20 protein-coding genes are annotated in these 20700 nt (G+C 62.7%); 18 read left to right on the top strand and 2 right to left on the bottom strand.

Going from position 1 to position 20700, the window contains the following annotated elements:
* Positions 1-40 precede the first annotated feature (40 nt).
* The 9 genes from CA951_RS30970 to CA951_RS30930 all read left to right on the top strand — a co-directional run bounded on the left by CA951_RS30970 (position 41) and on the right by CA951_RS30930 (position 9007).
* Complete coding sequence (locus CA951_RS30970) at positions 41-1567, top strand: aldehyde dehydrogenase (protein ID WP_087560493.1); 1527 nt, start codon at positions 41-43, stop codon at positions 1565-1567.
* Positions 1568-1588: 21 nt separating this feature from the next.
* On the top strand, positions 1589-3226 hold the full coding sequence (locus tag CA951_RS30965; protein WP_256974158.1) for an NAD(P)/FAD-dependent oxidoreductase: 1638 nt from the start codon (positions 1589-1591) through the stop codon (positions 3224-3226).
* A gap of 316 nt (positions 3227-3542) precedes the next feature.
* Positions 3543-4721, top strand: a complete 1179-nt coding sequence (locus CA951_RS30960) for an LLM class flavin-dependent oxidoreductase (protein ID WP_087560492.1) — start codon at positions 3543-3545, stop codon at positions 4719-4721.
* Between the two features lie 140 nt (positions 4722-4861).
* On the top strand, positions 4862-5701 hold the full coding sequence (locus CA951_RS30955) for a mycofactocin-coupled SDR family oxidoreductase (protein ID WP_087560491.1): 840 nt from the start codon (positions 4862-4864) through the stop codon (positions 5699-5701).
* A 40-nt stretch (positions 5702-5741) separates the two neighbouring features.
* Positions 5742-5996, top strand: coding sequence for a hypothetical protein (locus CA951_RS30950; RefSeq protein ID WP_143543117.1), 255 nt, complete (start codon positions 5742-5744; stop codon positions 5994-5996).
* Positions 5997-6059: 63 nt separating this feature from the next.
* A complete protein-coding gene (locus CA951_RS30945) occupies positions 6060-6869 on the top strand; it encodes a mycofactocin-coupled SDR family oxidoreductase (protein WP_087560489.1) in 810 nt (269 codons plus the stop codon).
* Positions 6870-6880: 11 nt separating this feature from the next.
* Entirely contained in the window at positions 6881-7231 is a 351-nt protein-coding gene (locus tag CA951_RS30940; protein WP_087560488.1) for a VOC family protein, read from the top strand.
* A gap of 80 nt (positions 7232-7311) precedes the next feature.
* Positions 7312-8463, top strand: a complete 1152-nt coding sequence (gene ribB, locus CA951_RS30935; protein ID WP_087560487.1) for a 3,4-dihydroxy-2-butanone-4-phosphate synthase — start codon at positions 7312-7314, stop codon at positions 8461-8463.
* A 46-nt stretch (positions 8464-8509) separates the two neighbouring features.
* The gene (locus tag CA951_RS30930) at positions 8510-9007 is read left to right on the top strand and encodes a flavin reductase family protein (protein ID WP_087560486.1); all 498 of its coding nucleotides are present in this window, start codon (positions 8510-8512) and stop codon (positions 9005-9007) included.
* 14 nt (positions 9008-9021) lie between these two features.
* Here the strand turns inward: CA951_RS30930 and CA951_RS30925 are convergent, their stop codons facing one another.
* Together CA951_RS30925 and CA951_RS30920 are read right to left on the bottom strand one after the other, a co-directional pair.
* A complete protein-coding gene (locus CA951_RS30925; protein WP_179220374.1) occupies positions 9022-10410 on the bottom strand; it encodes an MFS transporter in 1389 nt (462 codons plus the stop codon).
* A gap of 244 nt (positions 10411-10654) precedes the next feature.
* A complete protein-coding gene (locus CA951_RS30920) occupies positions 10655-11539 on the bottom strand; it encodes an enoyl-CoA hydratase-related protein (RefSeq protein ID WP_218780537.1) in 885 nt (294 codons plus the stop codon).
* A gap of 257 nt (positions 11540-11796) precedes the next feature.
* Here CA951_RS30920 and CA951_RS30915 point away from each other — a divergent pair, with 257 nt between their 5' ends.
* The 9 genes from CA951_RS30915 to CA951_RS30875 all read left to right on the top strand — a co-directional run bounded on the left by CA951_RS30915 (position 11797) and on the right by CA951_RS30875 (position 20637).
* A complete protein-coding gene (locus CA951_RS30915; RefSeq protein WP_306300867.1) occupies positions 11797-13134 on the top strand; it encodes an aromatic ring-hydroxylating dioxygenase subunit alpha in 1338 nt (445 codons plus the stop codon).
* Positions 13131-13646: an aromatic-ring-hydroxylating dioxygenase subunit beta gene (locus CA951_RS30910; RefSeq protein ID WP_087560483.1), complete on the top strand. Its 516-nt coding sequence runs from the start codon at positions 13131-13133 to the stop codon at positions 13644-13646. The genes CA951_RS30915 and CA951_RS30910 overlap by 4 nt, the downstream gene beginning before the upstream one ends.
* Positions 13643-14641, top strand: a complete 999-nt coding sequence (locus CA951_RS30905) for a zinc-binding dehydrogenase (protein ID WP_087560482.1) — start codon at positions 13643-13645, stop codon at positions 14639-14641. The genes CA951_RS30910 and CA951_RS30905 overlap by 4 nt, the downstream gene beginning before the upstream one ends.
* A 62-nt stretch (positions 14642-14703) precedes the next feature.
* Complete coding sequence (locus tag CA951_RS30900) at positions 14704-15567, top strand: alpha/beta fold hydrolase (RefSeq protein WP_087560481.1); 864 nt, start codon at positions 14704-14706, stop codon at positions 15565-15567.
* A 5-nt stretch (positions 15568-15572) separates the two neighbouring features.
* On the top strand, positions 15573-16388 hold the full coding sequence (locus CA951_RS30895) for an SDR family oxidoreductase (protein WP_256974156.1): 816 nt from the start codon (positions 15573-15575) through the stop codon (positions 16386-16388).
* 59 nt (positions 16389-16447) lie between these two features.
* Positions 16448-17320 carry a VOC family protein gene (locus CA951_RS30890; RefSeq protein WP_087560480.1) on the top strand — a complete coding sequence of 291 codons (873 nt, stop codon included), beginning with the start codon at positions 16448-16450 and terminating at the stop codon, positions 17318-17320.
* Positions 17313-18374 (top strand): amidohydrolase family protein, encoded by a 1062-nt coding sequence (locus tag CA951_RS30885; protein WP_087560479.1) that lies wholly within the window; start codon positions 17313-17315, stop codon positions 18372-18374. Before CA951_RS30890 ends, CA951_RS30885 begins: the two co-directional genes overlap by 8 nt.
* Positions 18371-19513, top strand: coding sequence for an acyl-CoA dehydrogenase family protein (locus CA951_RS30880; protein WP_087560478.1), 1143 nt, complete (start codon positions 18371-18373; stop codon positions 19511-19513). Before CA951_RS30885 ends, CA951_RS30880 begins: the two co-directional genes overlap by 4 nt.
* Positions 19510-20637, top strand: coding sequence for a CaiB/BaiF CoA-transferase family protein (locus CA951_RS30875; RefSeq protein ID WP_087560477.1), 1128 nt, complete (start codon positions 19510-19512; stop codon positions 20635-20637). The genes CA951_RS30880 and CA951_RS30875 overlap by 4 nt, the downstream gene beginning before the upstream one ends.
* The last annotated feature ends 63 nt before the right edge of the window (positions 20638-20700 follow it).

Genomic DNA, 20700 nt, shown 5'->3' with positions numbered 1-20700 from the left:
AACAGGTCCTTTGACGCTCACCGACTCGTAGCGTGAAAGCATGACCTCCATCACTCAAAACGAAGTGCAGGCAGACCGGTGTGGCAACCCCCCGAGCTCGATGTTCATCGGCGGGACGTGGACCGCCGCGGCCGGCGGGGAGACCATGGAGTCCATCGACCCCTCGAACGGTCTCGCGTGGACGCGAGTTCCCGCCGCCGATGGCACCGACGTCGATCGTGCGGTTGCTTCCGCGACCGAAGCGATGGCCGGCGAATGGGGAGCAACTCCTGGGCCGCGGCGGGCACACCTGCTCAATCGGCTCGCCGATCTGGTTGATCGGGATGCCGACCGATTGGCGGCCATCGAGACCCGCGACAACGGAAAGCTGATCCGGGAGACCCGCCCGGTGATGGGGCAGGTGTCGGCCTGGTTGCGCTACTACGCGGGTGCCGCAGACAAGCTTGCGGGCCAGACTCTTCCGACCGGAGATCCCAACTACCTCGTCTATACCACCCGCGAGCCGGTCGGCGTGGTCGCCGCGATCGTCCCCTTCAACAGTCCGGTCATGATTACCACGATGAAGGTGGCACCTGCTCTCGCGGCGGGCTGTGCCGTCGTGGTGAAGACCGCGGATCAGACACCCACCTCCACACTGCTGCTTGCAGAACTCGTCGAGGAGGCGGGGTTCCCGCCAGGGGCTTTCAATGTCCTCACCGGACCAGGAGCGACAGTCGGTGACGCACTCGCCCGGCATCCCGGGGTGGCAAAGGTCAGTTTCACCGGGTCGACGGCCGTGGGAACCCACGTCATGAAAGCAGCTGCCGAACATGTGGCCCCGGTGACCCTCGAACTCGGTGGCAAATCCCCGAACATCGTCTTCGCTGACGCAGACCTCGATGCGGCCATCAACGGAGTGGTGGGTGGAATCTTCGCTTCCACCGGACAGATGTGCATCGCCGGCGGCCGCCTGCTCGTGCAGGAAGAGATCCACGACGAGCTGGTGGAACGACTTCGGGTGAGGGCGGCGAGCATTCGACTGGGAGACCCGCAGGACCCGGCAAGCGAAATGGGTCCACTCGTAAGCGAGGCACAGTTGGAAAAGGTCCTCGCCCTCGTTGCGAGCGGCGTTGCCGAAGGCGCCACTCTGGTGACCGGTGGTAAGCGGGCCGCACCCGCTGCCGTTCCCGATGGCTACTTCGTGGAGCCGACGATCTTTGCCGGGGTACAACCGGACATGCAGCTCGCACGTGAGGAGGTCTTCGGACCGGTTCTCGCGGTCGTCCCGTTCCGCGACGAGGAGCATGCGATCGAGCTCGGTAACGACACGGTCTTCGGGCTCGCCGGGGGAGTGTGGACCAAGGACGTGCAGCGCGCCCACCGAATGGCACGACGGCTCCGCTGCGGCGTCGTGTGGATCAACTGCTACCGCAACACCTCTCCGCACGTTCCCTTCGGGGGCATGCAACAGAGCGGGTTCGGCCGTGAGAACGGCCCCGACGCCATCCTCGACTGCACCCAGGTCAAATCCGTGTGGTTGGAGCTGTCGGGTGCGACCCGTGACCCGTTCACCGTCCCACGCGGATGACCTGAAGAAAGGATCGGCAAAGTGCAGGACGAAATTTACGAGCCCGAATTCGACGTCGTAGTAGTCGGCGCGGGATTCTCCGGGCTCTACCTAGCTCACCGTGCGACCCGGATGGGCCTGCGTGTACGGGTGCTCGAGGCCGGCGCCGACGTGGGCGGTACCTGGTATTGGAACACCTATCCCGGTGCCCGCTGCGATGTCGAAAGCATCGACTATTCCTATTCCTTTTCCGAGGATCTCCAGCAGGAGTGGGTCTGGTCCGAACGGTTCGCACCGCAGCAAGAGATCCTGGCCTACATCAACCACGTAGCCGACCGGTTCGACCTGCGTCGGCACATCGCATTCAACACCCGAGTCACCGCTGCCCGGTTCACCGGCAACGGCTGGGTGCTCGAGACCGACACAGGTGACAGCGTTCGTGCCACCTTCTGCGTGATGGCATCCGGAGGGTTGTCGGCACCGAAGAAGCCGGACTTCCCAGGGCTCGACGACTTCCGTGGGCAGTGGTTCCACACTGCCCGCTGGCCCGCAGAGGGAGTCGACTTCCGGGGCAAGCGGGTCGCTGTCGTCGGTACGGGGTCTACGGGAATTCAGGTCATCCCGAAGGTGGCCGAGGATGCAGAGAACCTCATCGTGCTCCAGCGCACCCCGAACTACACCGTGCCGGCACGCAACCGCCGCCTCACCGGCAGCGAACTCGATGACGTCAAGGCGGACTATGCCGGTCGCCGCGCACGTGCCCGACGCGCGCCTTCCGGCGTACCAGCGATCTCCATGCCCGGACCAGGGAAAGATCTGACGGAAGAGGAGCGCACACGCGTCTTGGAAGCGGGATGGCAGCTCGGGGGTGCAATCGCTCTTCTGCGTGCCTTCTCCGATACCATGACCGACCTCGATGTGAACGAAACGGTGGGACGGTTCGTGCGGTCCAAGATCGCCGACATCGTCGACGATCCGGAGACCGCGGCGGCCCTGAGCCCCACCGATTATCCCTTCGGGGCGAAGCGGTTGTGCGCCGACACCGACTACTTCGCAACCTATAACCGGTCGAATGTGCAACTGGTCGATCTTCGCAAGGCTCCGCTCGAGAGAATCACCGAGAACGGGATCCGTTGCGGGGGCGTCGAGCACGATGTCGACGTGATCATCTTCGCAATCGGGTTCGATGCGATCAGCGGTGCCGTGTCCGAGATCGACATCCGTGGGCGCGACGACCGAGCGCTCCGGGAACATTGGCGGGAGGGCCCCAAGGCCGCACTCGGTCTTCAGGTTGCCGGGTTCCCCAACCTCTTCCTCGTCAACGGCCCCGGAAGCCCAGCGGTCCTGGGCAACGTGGTGGCCTTCGCAGAACAAAACGTGGAGTGGATCACCACCTGCATCGATTACCTACGTCGGCACGAGATCACCACGATCGAGACGACGAGCGACTTCGAGGCGGAGTGGGCGCACCACGTGGACGAGGTGGGCGCCGCGACCCTCTACGTGAAGGCCAAATCGTGGTACACGGGCGAGAACGTTCCTGGTAAGCCTCGCCGGTTCCTTCCGTACGCAGGCGGACTGGACCGCTATCGCGACCGGTGCGACGAGATCGCAGCGAACGGATACGAACACTTCGTACTCGGCAGAGTCGACGACTCGGCGGCCGCTGCGGCACGCTGAGACCTTCCCGATGACGACAACGTCGGCGGCATACCCGACCCCGGGGCCGCCGACGTTGTCGTGCTTTGTCGTACCGGTCGATGATTGCCGAAAGATCCTGTCGAAAACGACAGTGACGTGTCTCTCATTCTCCTCGTAGCGTCGATATCGAACACAGGCGACCCTGCTCGGCATCGCCGAGCGTGGCGATCTGGAGGCGAGGATAACCAGGGTGGCCTATCGGTGCGACAACCTTTGCAAAGCAACGGTATACGCCGGCACACATGACCAGACCACGTAATCGCATCCCGATTCAGCAGCAAACAAGGAGAATTTCATGACCGACCGGCTTCGTTTCGGCGTGTTCCATGCCCCGTACCACCTGCCCATGGGGCAGAACCCGCATCTTGCATTGCACCGGGACATCAAGTTTGTCCAGCACCTCGACGAACTGGGATTCGACGAAGCGTGGATCGGGGAACACCATTCCTGCGGTTCCGAGATCATCGCGGATCCCATCACGTTCATCGCCAACGCAGCGCCCCAGACCAAGTCGATCAAACTCGGCACCGGTGTCCTCTCGCTTCCCTACCACAACCCGCTCTGGGTTGCCGACCGCTTCATCCTGCTCGACCACTTGACGCGCGGCCGCGCAATGCTCGGGCTGGGCCCCGGCGCGCTCACCACGGACGCATACATGATCGGTCTCGATCCACTCGAACAGCGCAACGCGCTCGAAGAGGATGTCGACATCCTCAAGCGACTGTTGGCGGGTGAGACCGTCACGGAGACGACCTCGCGATACACGTTGGTGGAAGCACGGACCCAGCTACGCCCGTACTCGGACTTCGAAGTCGCTGTCGCGGCGGTGGCATCTCCGACCGGGCCGCGTATCGCCGGAAAGTACGGCGATGGCGTCCTCTCGATCGGCGCAACGATGTCGGCGATGGCACCCGATGGCGTCGACACTCTGGCCCTGCACTGGGACGTCATGGAACAGCGCGCCGCCCAATTCGGGCAGATCGCGGATCGTTCGAAGTGGCGGCTGGTCGGCCCCATGCATATCGCTGAAACCCGCGAGCTCGCCCGCGAGCAGGTACGGCACGGCATCGACGCCTGGTTCGAGTACTTCCAGGACGTTCAGGCAGCGGTCCACTTCGATGTCGCAGGCAGAACCACCGAGGAGCGCATCGATTTCGTCATCAACTCGGGCCTCGGCGTGATCGGCACCCCGGACGATGCGATCGAGCAGATTTCCACGCTGAAAGCTCAATCCAACGGCGGTTTCGGTGCGTACCTGGTCATGACCCACGAATGGGCGAACTGGGCAAATACTCTGCACTCGTACGAACTCATGGCCGAGCGCGTCCTCCCTGCCTTCCAGGGGAGCATCGAGTCGCTGCAGGCGAGTGCCGACTGGGCGGCGACCACTCGCGGCGATCTCGGGGGTGCGCAGATGAAGAGCGTCGAGAACGCCATGGCCAAGCACGCTGCGGAAACCGCCGCGCGTTCCTGACCCACCCATCGGCAAACCGCCCAACCGCGAATTGCCGGTGCAACGCACACAACCGCCCCCCCGAGTGGGGCGTATCCGGCTGGACGGTGGGCCACGGACAACGTGGCTCACCGTTCCCCAAACGATTCAGGGGTTGTCTCATGAACAGTCTGTCCGGGAAGGTCGCCTTCGTTACCGGCGCAGCACGCGGTCAGGGCCGAAGTCACGCGATCGAACTCGCTCGCGCCGGCGCCGACATCATCGCCGTCGACATCGCGCACGACGAGCCCGAGCTGGGCCTCGGGTATCCACTCGGATCACAGGACGAACTCGCCGAAACCGCGAAAGAGGTCGAGAATCTCGGGCGCAGGATCGTCACCGCGCAGGTCGACGTTCGCGACGGGGACGGCCTCGCTGCAGCGTTACGCACCGCTGTCGAGGAACTCGGCCGACTCGACATCGTGGTGGCCAATGCAGGGATTGCCGCATCCGCAATACCCGCGCACCAGATCACAGATTCACAGTGGGAGCAGATGCTCGCGATCAATTTGACGGGCGTATGGAAGACCTGCCGAGCCGCGGTCCCCTACTTGGTCGAGGGCAACCGTGGTGGATCCATGATCCTGACCAGTTCGATGGCAGCACTCCGCGTCTATCAGGGCATCGCCGCCTACAGTGCAGCGAAACACGGAGTTGTCGGACTGATGAAGACCATGGCGGCCGAACTCGCTCAATACTCCATCCGGGTCAACAGTGTGCATCCGACCCAAGTCGACACACCCATGATCATGAACGACGAGACATTCAAGATCTTCCGGCCCGACCTCGAGCACCCCACCAGGGAGGACTTCGAGGCTGCTTCGGCATCGCTGCATGCCCTCCCGGTCGCAGTGGCCGATCCGCTGGACATCAGCAAGGCCGTGGTCTTTCTGGCGTCGGACGACGCACGTCTCATCACCGGCGTCACGTTGCCGATCGACGCCGGCCTGCTGCTCAAGTGACGAAACTACCGTGCGGGACTCGAAAGGGGTGTGGGCGACGATGAAATTTCATGTCGACGCACGATTCGTCGAAGGTAAGGACCCAGCGCCGGAGATGGCCGCGGAGATTGCCCGCGTCAACGAGCTTCGTGACGCCGGGGTGATCGAACAGGTCATCCGGCGCACCGACGACACCGGCGCCTACCTGGTCATGGAGGCACTCGATGCCGGCGCCATCAAGGAGGCTCTCGACTCTCTCCCCTTCGCTCAGTCAGGCACCATGACGTTCGTCGTCGATGCCGTCGAAATTCTCTGACACTCCACATACCACCGTCGGCTCACCGCGAGTTCGTCGGCAGCCGCTGCAAAGGAAGAACTGATGGGACGACTCAAGGGAAAAGTTGCCGTGGTGACCGGCGCTGCTCGCGGTCAAGGCCGCGCACACGCTGTCGCACTGGCTCAGGAGGGCGCCACAATCGTTGCCCTCGACATCCTCGAAAGCCTCCGGACACCCCTTCATGAGGGCGCCACCGAGGACGACATGGCGGAAACAGTGCGCCTCGTGGAGAAGGAAGATCAGCGCGTCCTTGCGCGCAAGGTCGACGCCCGGGATTTGACCGCTCTGAAACAGTGCGCTGACGAGGTGATGACCGAGTTCGGCCGCATCGACATCCTTGCCGTCAATCACGGGATCTGGGCAATCTCTGAAAATTCATGGGAAACCAAGGAAGACGACTGGCAGGAGAGCATTGACGTCCTCCTGACCGGGGCGTGGAAGGCGACCACGGCGTTCATTCCGAAGATCATCGAAGGCGGACTGGGCGGTTCGGTCATCCTCACCTCCTCGGCGATGGGCATCAAAGCCCAGCCGTCCTCGGTTGCGTACACCGTCGCCAAGCACGGTGTGCTCGGATTGATGCGGACCCTGGCATGGGAGGCCGGCTCTCACAACATTCGCGTCAACGCGATTCTTCCCGGCATGATCGACACCAAGATGCTGCAGGGCGGGACCATCGAGCAGTCGAGCCAGTGGCAGCCCCGGTTCTTCACACTCGATCGCTCGCTGCTTCCCGACGGACTGATTCCGCCGGACAGCGTCTCCCGCGCGGTCGTGTTCCTCGCGTCCGACGACTCCGCGTTCATCACCGGAGCAGCACTTCCGGTCGATGCCGGCTGGACCACATTCTGAAAGGATCCGATGTGAGCACGGCAGAGGTGAAACTCGGCAATGTCACCCATCCGGTCGCAGACGTCACGGCTGCGGCGACCTTCTACAGCGACAGTCTCGGCATCACGACCAAGTTCATCGACGGTGATCGGTATGCAGCCCTCGACGCGGGCGGGACGACTCTGGCGCTCGCCGCTCCGGTCGAAGACCTGACGGAATGCGTGTGCGCATCGTTCAAGGTTGCCGATGTCGGGACTGCGCTCGAATCGATCCGACGAGCGGGTGGACGCATCGTCCACCCCCGGCAACAGGGACCGCACGAGGTCCGGGCGGTCGCAGCAGACCCATGGAACAACCTGTTCATCGTGTACGGCCCTCGCTGACAGCAACGGTCACAAAGCGGGAACCCGGTCTTTACGCGGCCAAGCTGATGCCGCGCCGTCAGGCTCAGGAAAGGACGGGCATGAGAAATCTCGGCACCGCATCGCCGATGCGCGAAAATGTGGAACGGGCCGTCGCCGCAATCGCAACCGGGCATCCGGTCGTGGTCGTCGACGAACACGAAGATGGAGGCGATCTCGTCTTCGCGGCCGAGCACGCCACGACGGAATTGCTGGCGTTCGTCGTCCGGCACACTTCCGGGTTGGTTTGCGTCGCACTGACTGACGAGGACTGCGACCGGCTCGAGCTGCCACCGATGTATCACCGCAACGAGAACCAATTCGGTGCTGCGTATCGCGTGGCGGTCGATCTGCGGGGCAACGGAACCGGCATCTCGGCGGCGGATCGGGCCCGTACGATCGCCGCCCTGGCCTCGTCGGTGGCCGCACCGGGCGACTTCACCCGGCCGGGACACGTCATGCCGCTCGCAGCCCGCGAGGGAGGTGTGCTGCAACGTCCCGGACGCGCCGAGGCGGCGGTCGACCTCGCCCGACTGGCTGGATCACGGCCGGCCGGGGGTCTCTGCGAGGTCGTGTCGACGGAGCGCCCCTGCGAGATGGCAGGGGGTGCCGAACTCACCCGCTTCGCGGCCGAGCACGGGCTCGAAATCGTGACCATAGCGGACTTGGCTACGTATCGCCGACGGGCGGAGGCTCAGGTGCGACGGCTGGCTGCGGCCGCGCTGCCCACTGTGCACGGTCATTTCCGAGCTCTCGGCTATCGCGGTGTCCACGACGGTGCGGAGCACATGGTCCTGATTTCTGGAGACGTTCAGAACGGTGTCGGCGTCCCGCTCTACGTGCACACTGAATGCCTGACCGGTGACGTTCTGGGGTCGACTGCCTGTGACTGCGGCAACGCCCTCGAACGAGGACTCGCCGCGGTCTCGGCAGAAGAATGTGGAGTCGTCGTCTATGTACGACCCGCCAGCGGGCCACACGCGTGCGGCCTGTCGGAAGTACCCCCTAGCGGGGATTCCGAATGGCAGGCCACGATAGTCGAGTCGATTCTGGCAGACCTGCACATTGCGTCGGCGCGACCGGTAAATCCAGCCGCGGTGCCGGTGCAGTCCCTCGAGAAGGTGCCGGTGCAGTCCCTCGAGAAACGGAGGGCCGCCGGCGGGTGCGATGCGATGCAGCCTGTAGCTCCCATTGCGGAGAAGTTCAGTGCATGACGTAGACAGTATGGGCACGAAATCCTCGAAGAAGGTGTGACACACAATGATCGACATTGATCCTTTCGACCACGACGCCATCCTGCTCCGGAAGGCATTCGGATGCTTCCCGTCGGGCGTGACCGCCGTATGCGCGACCGTTGACGGCGAACCAGTGGGTATGGCTGCGAGCTCCTTCACGTCGGTATCGGTCACACCCCCCCTCGTCTCCGTCTGTGTACAGGACACCTCCGAGACATGGCCGCGACTGCGCACCCGCACGCGACTCGGGCTCAGCGTGCTGGCCGAAGGCCACGACGAGACCTGCCTCAGCTTGTCGAACAAGACCGGCGACCGATTCGCCAAGGTGGAGTGGGACCAATCCGCACAGGGCAGCATCTTCGTCCACGGCGCCAGCCTGTGGCTCGACTGCTCATTGCACGCGGAACTCCCCGCAGGAGATCACGCGATTGTCGTACTCGAGGTGCACGGCCTCCGCGCCGACCCGGACACACCTCCGTTGGTGTTCCATGGCAGTCGATTCCGCCGTCTAGCCGCACTTTGATTGATCGGCGAGACTCAGAGCTCGCCCTCGACACCCGTCGCTGGTTCGGCTGTGGCCTTGACGTTGTCGCGGTCGGGGTTCGTTCCGATGCCGAAGATGACACCGCCGATGACGATCGCGAGGCCGAGCAGACTGAATGCCAGGTTGTAGCCTTCGACCTTTGTGTCCGCAGCGGCGACCAGCATGCCTGTACACCAGGGCGCGACGACACCCGCGAGGCTCTGTAGCCCGACAAACAGTCCCAGAACACTCGGTCGCTGGGATGGTGCTGCGAGCGAGCCTGCGACCGCGTAGGAGATCGGCATGGCAGCGATGCCCAATCCATATCCCAGAATGATCAATCCAACTGCCCAGAAGGCGTGCATACCCGCCGCCCAGGGAATGAGGATGACGCAGGTGCCGGCCAGCAGTAGCGCGACGGCTGGAATGATTCCGCGTGCGATTCGCATCGAGACGCCCCGCACAACCAGCCTGTCGGTGACAGTTCCCGTAATCACCATCAGTACAAGCGCTGCGAGGCTGGGCAGGGCAAACAGGAGCCCGGAGTTCTGACGGGAAAAGCCTAGCCCGCTTTCGAGATACGCCGGCATCCAGCTGAGGATGACGGTGATCAGTGCGTACATCGGAATGGTGCCGATGAGCATCATGACGAAAGTGCGGTTCAGGACCGCCTTCCGGAATAGTTCCCGCCGCACTGCCTTCTCGGTGGAGCGAATCGCGGAACCATCTGTCCCATTCGGGCCACGCCGGGACGGGAGCGGCTGATGGTTGATCCTGTAGGGCCCATCTCCGCCGAGAATCAACCAGAATGCGGACCAGATCGTGCCGGCGATCGCCAGGGCCAGGAATCCCCAACGCCACCCCGCTGCCACGATGAGCAGGGTGAGCAGCGGCGCCGCGATGACCTTCGACATCGACGATCCGACGGACAACAGCGAGGCCGGAAGTCCTCGCTTTTCGGGCGGGAACCAGGTGAACGCACTTGCATTTGCCATGGAGACGCCTGGGCCCTCGGCCGCGCCGAGGAGGATTCGGTTGAACAGGAGGACTCCAGCACCTCCGAAGAAGAAGACGGGTGCTTGCGTGATGATCCACGCAACCGCCATGATCAGCAGAATCCACTTGAGTTGGAATCGATTTGCCGTGAACCCCACCCCAATCGCGGTGATTGCGAAGAGGAAGTAGAAGGACGAGCTGATCAGTCCGTACGTAGCTTCCGAAATGTTGAGTTCGTCCATGATATATTCCGCGCTGAGTGCCATGACCGAACGGTCGGCATAGTTGATCAGCTCGAATACCATGAGTAGAGCGACGATCATCCACGGCTTGGTGCGTGAAGCGCTCAACGCCTCGAGGGCGCCGCGGCCTGATCTATCCCGGGCCCGCTCTCTGTCGACAACCATACCGATCTCCTTCCGGTGAGACATTGAGAAACCTGAGCGCATCGCTCGAAGGTAGTACCATTGATCCATGCGATCGAGGCTGTGTCAACCGCCACTTTTTCTCGACAGGGTCTTGCAGGTCACTACCAGTCATCGAGCGCGGAGCACAGGGCGCCCGCCGTTCGCCACTGTCGCGTGTTCGGTTCGGCCCGTGTCTGTTTCACCTCGTCCAGCGCATCACAGCCTGAGGTTCGCGCGACCGTGGTCACTTTCCTTTTGTCGGAGTCTCCTTCGAGAGGAAGAGACGAACCCTCTCGTGGAAGTCCGGGCTCGCGTAGACGCGAGCGATCCGTTCCTCATCGTCGTGAGGGGCAGACTCGAAACGGTCTGCTCTGTGTAGCAATTGTTCCTTGGTGGCACGAATCGTTTCTCGGGCATTAGCCAGTACTCGCGCCGCGACAGCTTCTGCCTCGTCCTCGAGTTTGCCTTCGGCGCCAATCGTAAACACTGCTCCGACGGCGTGTGCTTGTTCTGCACTCACAAGAATGGAGAGTAGGAGCATCGCGCTCGTCAGCGACTCCCCGAAAATGGCCGCACACCGATACAGGCAACTGGCCGACAGCGCGTTCCCCACGGTCCGTGCAATCGGGTACCCGAAGAGCGAGCCGGCTGTGCATATTCGAACGTCGCAATGAGTGGCGATCGCGAGCCCGCCACCGACACAGACGCCGTCCACTGCGGCGACCGTTACCTGCGGAAGTTCCCGAACCGCGTGAAGTAACTCCACCAACTCAGCCTCGTACTCGATTCCATCCTCGCCATCGCGGATGGCAAGGAATTCCGAAATCTCCGTGCCGGATGCGAAGGCGCGTCCGCCTACCCCTCGGAAGATGACGACGCGGATCTGCGAATCGGTCCGCAACTCGGTAGTCAAACTTCGGAGGGCGCGGTACATAGACCGGGTGATGCTGTTGTGACGCTCGGGACGGTTGAAGACAACGTGCATGATGCCGGCCCGTCGCGTCACGAGTATGTCGCCCTCGCGCTTATCGGATTCAGGCTGGATGTCAGTCGGCCCGCCGATGCCCGAAGCGCCCGTTTGGACCGGTTCGTTCTCCGCCGCGAGGGGTCTGGTGTGTCGCCGTGTCATGCGGACGCTCCTTCGGGTGAGTGATCAAACCTGCAGTCATAGGTAATGGAGCCGAGGGTATTCGGACGACAACATTGCGGTCAATGGTAGGGCCAGTGTGCATGCGAAGCGCTGGGTGAGGGTCGCCTTATCGCTGTTGCTCCGCTCGCATATGCCATTTCACCTGGGTGTATGGACCCTATGGTGTGTTTTTCATCAACTATTGACTGCTGAGCGCGATCGCGCCACAATGGACCAACCAATGATCCTTGGTGGTGATGAGGAGAATCATGTCAGGATTTGCACCCATATCGAGTCAGACCGCGGAGGTCGACAGAGTTCCGGGCCGAGAGACCGAGTTCGTCCGGGATCTGCGCGCGCCGAACAAGTTTCTGGTCAATCGGGCGGTCTTCACCGAAGGCTCCCTCTTGGCCCAGGAGCGGGACGCGATCTTCAGCAAATGCTGGATCTATGTCGGCCACGAATCCGAAGTTCCGAACCCGGGAGACTTCGTCGCCCGTGAAGTCGCCGGAAGACCGGTGATCTTCACCCGAAACCGGGACGGGCAGACCCGAGTGCTGTTGAACTCGTGTTCGCACCGCGGGGCCGAAGTCTGCCGTGAACGGCGTGGCAATCAGCGTCGCTTCCGCTGCTTCTACCATTCGTGGTCGTTCTCGAATGATGGAGAACTCGTTTCGATGCCGGACGAAGGCGGATTCCCTGCCGGATTCCGCAAGGAGGATCACAACCTTGCTCAGCCTGCGGCAGTCGATTCATACCGCGGCTTCGTCTTTGCGACTTTCAACCCGGAGCAGGAGCCGCTAGTCGACTACCTAGCCGACGCAAAGTACTACCTCGACCTCACGGCGGACCAGGCGGCCGGTGAGGTGGGCATGGTGGTGACGCAGGGGACGCACGAATACTCGATGAAGTCGAACTGGAAGCTGCTGGCAGAGAACAGTTCCGACGGCTATCACGCGATTCCGGTGCACAAGACGTACCTGGACGTCCAGAAGACCCGAGGTGACAACGTCGCCGGCAACACGGAGAAGGACTGGAAGGAGTCGCATGCGTTCGACCTCGGTAACGGTCACACCGTCACTGTGAAGCAGGCGCCCTGGGGGCGCCCGGTCGCTCGCTGGCAACCCTCGATGGGAGAAGACACGAAAGCGACCGTCGAGGCTTCTTATCGGAGGCTCGTCGAACTCCACGGTGACGAGCGAGCGCAGCTCATCGCCAACTTGGATTTCAACATGCTGATCTTCCCGAATCTGGTGATCAACAACATCATGGCGGTCATCGTCCGCACCTTCTACCCCAACGAACCGGGCCATATGAACGTGACGGCGTGGTCGTTGGCGCCCGGGGGCGAGGACAAAGCCGCCAGGCGCGTTCGCAACGAGTCGTTCTTGTCCTTTCTGGGGCCGGCCGGACTGGCGACACCGGACGACAACGAGGCTCTCGAGTCGTGCCAGCGGGGTTACGCGAGCCGTCCCGGGGAGGGGTGGAACGACGTCTCGCGCGGAATGGATAAATTCGACCCACCCAACTGGGATGAGCTGCAAATGCGGACCTTCTGGCGCCGATGGGACGACCTGATGGGAGCAAAAGAATGAAATACGCGCCGACATCCCAGGTAAGTTCGACGAAGTTCGAACGCTCGACGGTCGAGGACTTCCTCTACTACGAGGCTCAGCTTCTCGACGCATGGAAACTCGAGGAGTGGCGGGACCTGTTCACTGAGGACGCTCGATACATCGTTCCGTCGACGGATAATCCCGACGGGGATGTGGATATGGATCTGGCGCTGATCGATGACGACATCGAGGGTCTGCGTGGGCGTATCCAACGGCTCATGAGCACGTGGGCGCATATCGAAAACCCGAGATCGACAACAACGCGCACGATCAGCAACGTCCGGCTGTGGGATGACGAATCCGGAGACCTCGGGGCGCGCTGTTCGATCGTGGTCTACCGATCGCGAATGGCAGGCACCACATCGTATGTCGCCGACGTGCACTACAGACTCCGTCGAGACGGCGACAGCTTCAAGATCGCCTACAAGCACGCTGTACTCGGTCACCACACTCTGCGTGAGGTCGGCGGGGTGCTGTCCATCATCCTATGACCACCGCCGTCGCACGCCGGATGCGCGCCGCCATCCCCGATCCCCGAACGTGCGAAATCAGCCTGGTCGAGACTCGAGTGCCCACACCGGGTCCCGGGGAGGTGCTGGTCCAAGTTCACGCCGCAGCAATGAACCGCGCCGATCTGCTGCATCAACGCGGCAGATACGGCCAGCGCGCCTTCGCCGATCCGCAACGGCCCAACATTGCGGGAATGGAGATGGCAGGCCGCGTGGTCGGGGTCGGACCATCTGTTGACGAACTACTAGTGGGGGACAGGGTGATGGCGATGTGCGCCGGCGCGTACGCCGACTACGTCGCGGTTCCCAAAGAAGTACTCCTGCCGGTGCCCGCCGACACCAGCTGGTTCGAGGCGGCAGCGCTACCCATGGGCTTGCTCACCGAGTTCGAGGCACTCGTCACGCTTGGAGGCATGAACGTCGGCCACCGGGTGTTGATCACCGGTGCCACCTCGGGAGTCGGACTGATCGGCGTGCAAATGGCCGGCGCCCTCGGTGCCGGCGCAGTTCTCGCCACCTCACGGTCGTCCGAATCGAACCCGATGTTGCAGAACCTCGGCGCCCACGCGGTCGCGAACTCCGACGGAGAACTGAAGGATCTGGTCGGCGAGGCGGGCGTGGACATCGTGGTCGATCACGTGGGCGGTAGGACCGTCCAGGCCTGTATCCCTCTCCTACGCAGGGATTCCTCCATAGTATCGGTGGGCCGACTCGGAGGTCGGACGGCTGACATCGACCTGGCCGCACTGTCGAGCAGGCGCGGGAGAATCATCGGGACGACCTGGAAGAGTCAGGGACTTCCTGATCTCGCGGAGACAGTAGCCGCCATCCGGGAGCGCATCCTCCCACTGGTAGAGGCGCGGCGCATTACAGCAGTCGTCGGCGGCTCGATCAGATTCGACGAGCTGCCCGACGGTTACCGAAGGCTCGCCGACCAGCGTCGCCCCGGGAAGATCGTGGTCGGGTTCGAGCACTGAAGCCGGAAGCGTTGACACGGCGTACATCACACAAAACGAAACTAGTATTCAAGGAGATATTCATGACTGCCGCAAGTGTGTGGACAGATCTGCGGAATGTCGAGTTCAGTCAACGATGGGTGAACGCCGGAGGGGTACGCACCCGAGTCCTCGAGGCGGGCGAAAGGCACAAGCCCACGGTGATCTTCATTCACGGCACAGGTGGGCATGCTGAGGCTTATACGCGAAATCTCGGCCCCCACGCGGAACACTTCCACACGTATTCCATCGACATGATCGGGCACGGATTCACCGACAAGCCCGACCAGGGATACGATTTCACGGATTACGCGGAGCACCTCCGTGCATTCATGGACGCCGAGGGAATTGAACGCGCCTCGATCAGCGGTGAATCGATGGGCGCCGGCATCGCAGCCTGGTTCACACTGCTCTACCCGGACCGGGTCGACAAGATCGTGCTGAATACGGGAGCAGCACTACGCCTCGAGGACGACGTCATCAAGCGCATGGCCACCTTGACGATGAACGCCGTGCAGAACGCCTCCGAGGACAGCGTGCGCAAACGCCTCGAATGGTTGGTCCATGATCCGAGTGACGTAACCGAGGACCTTGTCGCTACCAGACTCGCAATCTACGAGAACCCGGAGTACGTCGCCAGGATGACCAACATCCTCAAGCGGCACACCGACCCGGACGGTCAAGACCGCAACTGCCTGGTCGAATCGGACTGGGCAAAGATCCAGGCACCGGTGCTGGTCCTGTGGACCGACCACGATCCGACTGCACCGCCCGAGGTGGGCAAGCAGATCGCGGAGTGGATCCCCAACTCCCAGTTCGCCTTGATGACCGAGGCCGGGCACTGGCCGCAGTTCGAGGACCCGGAAACCTTCAACCGTATTCACATCGATTTCCTCCTCGGAAAGTAGCCCCCATGTCCCAGCAGGCGCAGGCCGACGTAGAAGACGCAGCAATGCAGTCGCTGTTCACGTGCCCGAACAGATTCCGTGAACAGGTTGTGGTGGTCACCGGAGCCGCCGGAGGCATCGGCAGTGCGATCATCGCTCGCGCAGCGCGGGAAGGTGCACACGTCGTCGCGGCAGACCGCCGACCCGACGGCGAACAGATGGTCCGAGACTTCCTCGGTCCCACTGCTCCCGAATGGCACTACATCGACGAAGATCTCGCCGACGACGCGGGTGCCCAGCGGCTGATCGACGCGGCTCTGGAGCGCTTCGGCCGGGTCGATGTACTGGTGAACAATGCGGGCGGCGGAATCATCAAGCCCTTCCTGCAGCACACGATGGCCACAGCGCGGGAAACCGTCGACCGCAATCTGTGGACCGTCGTGAACTGTTCCCGCAGTGTCCTTCCGGCGATGCGGTCGGCCGGATACGGGCGAATTGTCAATGTCGGTGCCGACTCGGTGCGCAACGGTCTCTTCGAGCATGCCATGTACAACGCCGCCAAAGGCGGAGTCCACGCCCTGACCACCGGCCTGGCGCGCGAATTCGCGCCGGACGGCATCACCGTGAACACTGTGGCACCGACCGGAACGATCACCCCCTACGTCGCCTCACAGCCCGCCGACGCAGTGGACCGGTTCGCGAAGAACCGAGCCCTGATCCCGATGGACCGGTTCGCGACCACCGAGGAAGTCTGTTCCGCCGTGCTGTATCTGGCCAGCAGGGAGGCCTCTTTCCTCACCGGCCAGGTGATCAGCGTCAATGGTGGATCGACGATGTTGTGAATCCGAATGACGTTGTGAAGTCGGCTGTTCTGAATGTCGAAACGAAAGGACTGACAACCATGACTGAAGCACATACGAGGGAACACCTCATTCCGTGGCGAATGGGTTATGTCGCGCTTGATGTCGAAGACCTCGACGGGGCCACCAAGGCCTGGACCACTCTCGGCATGTTGGAAGTGTCCGAGCGCTCCGAGGATGCCGTCTACCTTCGGGGAGGCACCGATCACCACTGGATTGTGCTGCACAAGGCCGAACACAAGGCCGGTCTACGACGCCTCGCGTTCGAGGTCCGCAAGCGCGAGGATCTCGACACCTATCGAGCGAGACTCGAAAGCGAAGGGTTCGCCGTGACGGAGCACCCGGGCGAATGGACCGGAGACGCCATCCGATTCACCGATCCGAGCGGCTACGAGGTCGAGCTGTTCGATGCGATGGGCAACGTCGGAATCAACCCGACAAGGCCGTGGATCAATCCCTCCGAACTGTTGCATGCTGTCATCGGGGTCGCAGATCTCGAGAAATCTTTCGATTTCTACGGTCGCGTCCTGGGTCTTCTCGAGTCCGACCGGGTTGTCGACAGGACGATCTTCCTTCGGGCCGGTAATCAGTTCCACCACGCGTTGGTCCTCGGCGCCGGCCGCGCCGAACCTCCATTTCTCGACCACGTCGCACTCCACTTCAACGACATCGACGATCTGATGCGAGTTCGGCAGAACTTCATCGAACGGGACGCGCCACTCGATCGCGACCTTCTGCGTCATCCCACGTCGGGCTCGATGGGCTTCTACGGCAAGGGACTTCCCGGCCCCGCCACGGTCGAATTCTGCATCGACCACGGCAAGATCACCGACCCCGCTCACCGGCCGCGATCGATGGCACCGGGACGGTGGACTTCGAATGTCTGGCGACCGCCGGTAGACCTCGATGCTTGATGTTCACACTCACTTCTTCCCGCGCGACCTCGCCCCACCTTCCGCCGGCGCGATAGCCGAGGGTTGGCCAGTCGTTGTCGACAAGGGGAACCAGGCCGAGATCTATCAACGTGACAAGCTGGTTCGCATCCTGGACTCGTCCGCCTGGGACCCGGCGGCACGGCTGCGGGATATGGACCGTGCGGGAATCGACGCCCAGGTGGTGATGCCGACGCCGTTCACGTTCCTCTACGATGCAGACCCCGAGATCGCGATCCAGTACGCCCGGGCGCAGAACGACGCCCTCGCCGACCTCGTCGCAGAGGGCGATGGCCGGCTCTACGGCCTGGGAACCCTGCCGCTCCAGGACCCCGCGGCGGCGGAGACGGAAGCACACCGGGTGCGGACAACTCTGGCGATGCACGGAGTCGAGATCGGCACCCACGCCCACCGGTATCTCCTGCACGATTCCGAACTCGACCGCGTCTTCCGTGCGCTGGACCACCTCGACGCCGCCGTCTTCGTGCACCCGTGGCAGCCGGTCGAGCCACGGCGATCGAGCCACAACGGCCTGGCGTTCGGGCTGGGCAGGCCGGTGGAGACCGAACTCGCAGTCGGTTCTCTCGTGTTCGGAGGAGTCATGGACCGTCACCCCGGTCTGCGAATATGTCTCGCCCACGGCGGCGCCGGGGTTCCGGCATTGCGGGGTCGCCTCCACAACGGCTGGCAGAGGCAACCCACACAGTCGCGCACACCTATTGACGATCCGAGGTCCGTCTTGATGCGGTTCTGGGCTGACGGGCTCACCTACGATCCGTCCGTCCTGACTCTGGCCGAAGACACCTTCGGAACAGAACACCTGGTAGTCGGCTCCGACTACCCGTTCGCGGCACAGGAACACCCCATCGGAGCTTCGTTCGCCGCAGCGGCCGCGCGCGGCTCTCTGCAACTCGGCAGCGAATGGCAAGACCGAACCACAAAGAACGCGCTGGCCTTCCTCGGTACAGCGAACCCACCGACAACGCTGTCCCACGCGAACAGCAACACGATCACCTCGAATGGAGCAAAGAAATGACTCTGTCTCAGGAACACGAAGACTTCCGGCTCGCAGTTCGTGACATGGCGCAGAAGCACGTCGCACCGATCGCAAACGAAATCGACAAGACGAACAAGTTCCCCGAACACCTCATCGAAATCTTCGGCGACATGGGACTCGTGCAACTGGTAGTGCCCGAGCAGTACGGCGGACCCGGGGGCGACCTGCTGTCAGGATGCATCGCCCGCGAAGAGGTGGCATATTCCGGTTCGATGGCTCTTTCTCAACTCGCAGGTCAGAACAGTATCGTCGTCAACGCGATGCTCGGAAGCGCAAGCAGCCGAGTCCTCGACGAAGTGATGCCCGAACTCGCGAAGGGCAGAACGATCACCTGCATCGCCATCACCGAGCCCGACGCGGGTTCCGACCCCTCGCTGATGACAACCCGCGCCACCAAAGATGGGTCCCGCTGGATCATCAACGGAGCAAAGCAATTCATTACCTGGGGCAGCATGGCGAAGTATGCCCTCGTGTTCGCGCGGACCAACGAGCGGCCGGGAACGAAGGGAATCAGCGCGTTCCTCATCGACACCGACCAGCCCGGATGGATCGTCACCAAAAATAACGACAAGATGGGCCAGCACGGCGTTCCGAACAACGAGATCGTCCTCGAGGATGTCACCGTCGACGATGCGTACATGGTCGGCGAGGAAGGCAATGGGTTCGGCGCAGCCATGCACGGTCTGCATCTGAACCGTCCGACGGTGTCGGCCATCGCCGTCGGTGCCGCGCAGTGTGCCCTCGACTACGCCATCGACTACGCGAAGCAGCGACAGGCCGGCGGCCGGTCCATCTCCGAATTCCAAGGATTGCGGTGGATGATGGCTGAGGACTACACACGGATCGAAGCCGCGCGGCTCCTCGTCTACAAGTGCGCGGCCGCCTACGATCGCGGTGCGCCTCAGGACGAGGTGACGAAACTCTCCTCCATGGCAAAGCTTTTCGCAGCAGAAACCGTCGACCACGTCACGGCGAACGCAGTCCAGATTCTCGGTGGAGCCGGGTACATGTCCGACCACCCGGTCGAGCGCTACATGCGAGATGCCAAGCTCATCTCGATCTACGAAGGAACCAGTCAGATCCAGCGCAACATCATCGCGAAGAGGATCCTCCGGTGAACCCGGCTCCGGCGGCGCCCTTGGCTGGCATCACGGTCGTGGATTTCACGATCATGATCGCGGGTCCATATGGTGCCCGCCTGCTCGCCGACGCGGGGGCAGAGGTGATCAAGATCGAGTCACCCGAAGGGGACCCGATGCGGAAACGGACGCCGATTCGCAACGGGCTCAGCAGCTATTTCGGTGCGTTGAATGCCGGCAAGAAGAGCGTGATGCTCGATCTCAAGCAGGCTGCTCCACGCAAGCAGGCGCTCGACCTGATCGCCGAGGCCGATGTCGTCATCGAAAACTTCAGGCCGGGAGTGATGAAGAAGCTCGGACTGGACTACGAAACCTGCGCTGCGGTCAACCCACGCCTGATCTATTGCTCCATCTCCGGGTACGGACAGACGGGCCCCAAGTCAGGTCACCCAGCGTATGCACCGATCTTGCACGCGGTGTCCGGCTACGACACCGCCAACATGCAATACCAACGCGCGGCCGATGCTCCCGCCTCCACGGGAACATTCGTGGCCGACGTCATGGCGGGACAGGTGGCCTACGGCGCCGTCGTGACCGGACTGATCGGTAGAGCCACCCACGGCCGCGGTGACCACCTCGACGTGGCGCTGCTCGACACCATGCTGTCCACGCTGGTGTACGAGACCCAGGCCGCACAGGCGGGCGGACCGAAGCCGGGAAAGACCGTGTATCGCCCGGCGCGTGCAGGCGAGGAGTTCGTCATCATCGCCGCAATAACTGACCGCAATTTCCAGACGCTGGCGGAGGCGATGAATCGTCCCGAACTCTTGACAGATCAACGGTTTTCGACGATGTCCTGTCGCGAACAGCACTGGGAGGAATGGCAAGAGATCATCGCCGCCTGGGTCAGCGGCCAGGATGCCGCGGACGTCGAGAAGTATTTGCTCGCCCGTGGAGTGCCGTGCAGTCGGTTCAGGACGGTGGAGGAGGCGCTCCGCGACGAACACCTTGCTGCACGCGGTTCCCTGCAGACCGCTCGCGATGCCGCCGGCAGCTATCAGTATGTGGGTGCCCCGTTCCAGTCTCAATTGAGTCGGAGCAGTGCCGTAGTTCCCGTAGCGGAGCTCGGCGCCGACAACGAGGCAGTGCTTTCACGGGTGTAGACGGTATCCAGTACGAAATAGAAGGCGCGCTTCATGCACGCCGCATAGGTAGAACCATTGAAA

Source organism: Rhodococcus sp. NCIMB 12038, from assembly GCF_002165735.1.
In the GTDB taxonomy this organism is placed as follows: Bacteria; Actinomycetota; Actinomycetes; order Mycobacteriales; family Mycobacteriaceae; genus Rhodococcus_F.
The sequence above is the reverse complement of the archived record's forward strand: the minus strand, read 5'-3'. Positions and strand labels throughout refer to the sequence as shown.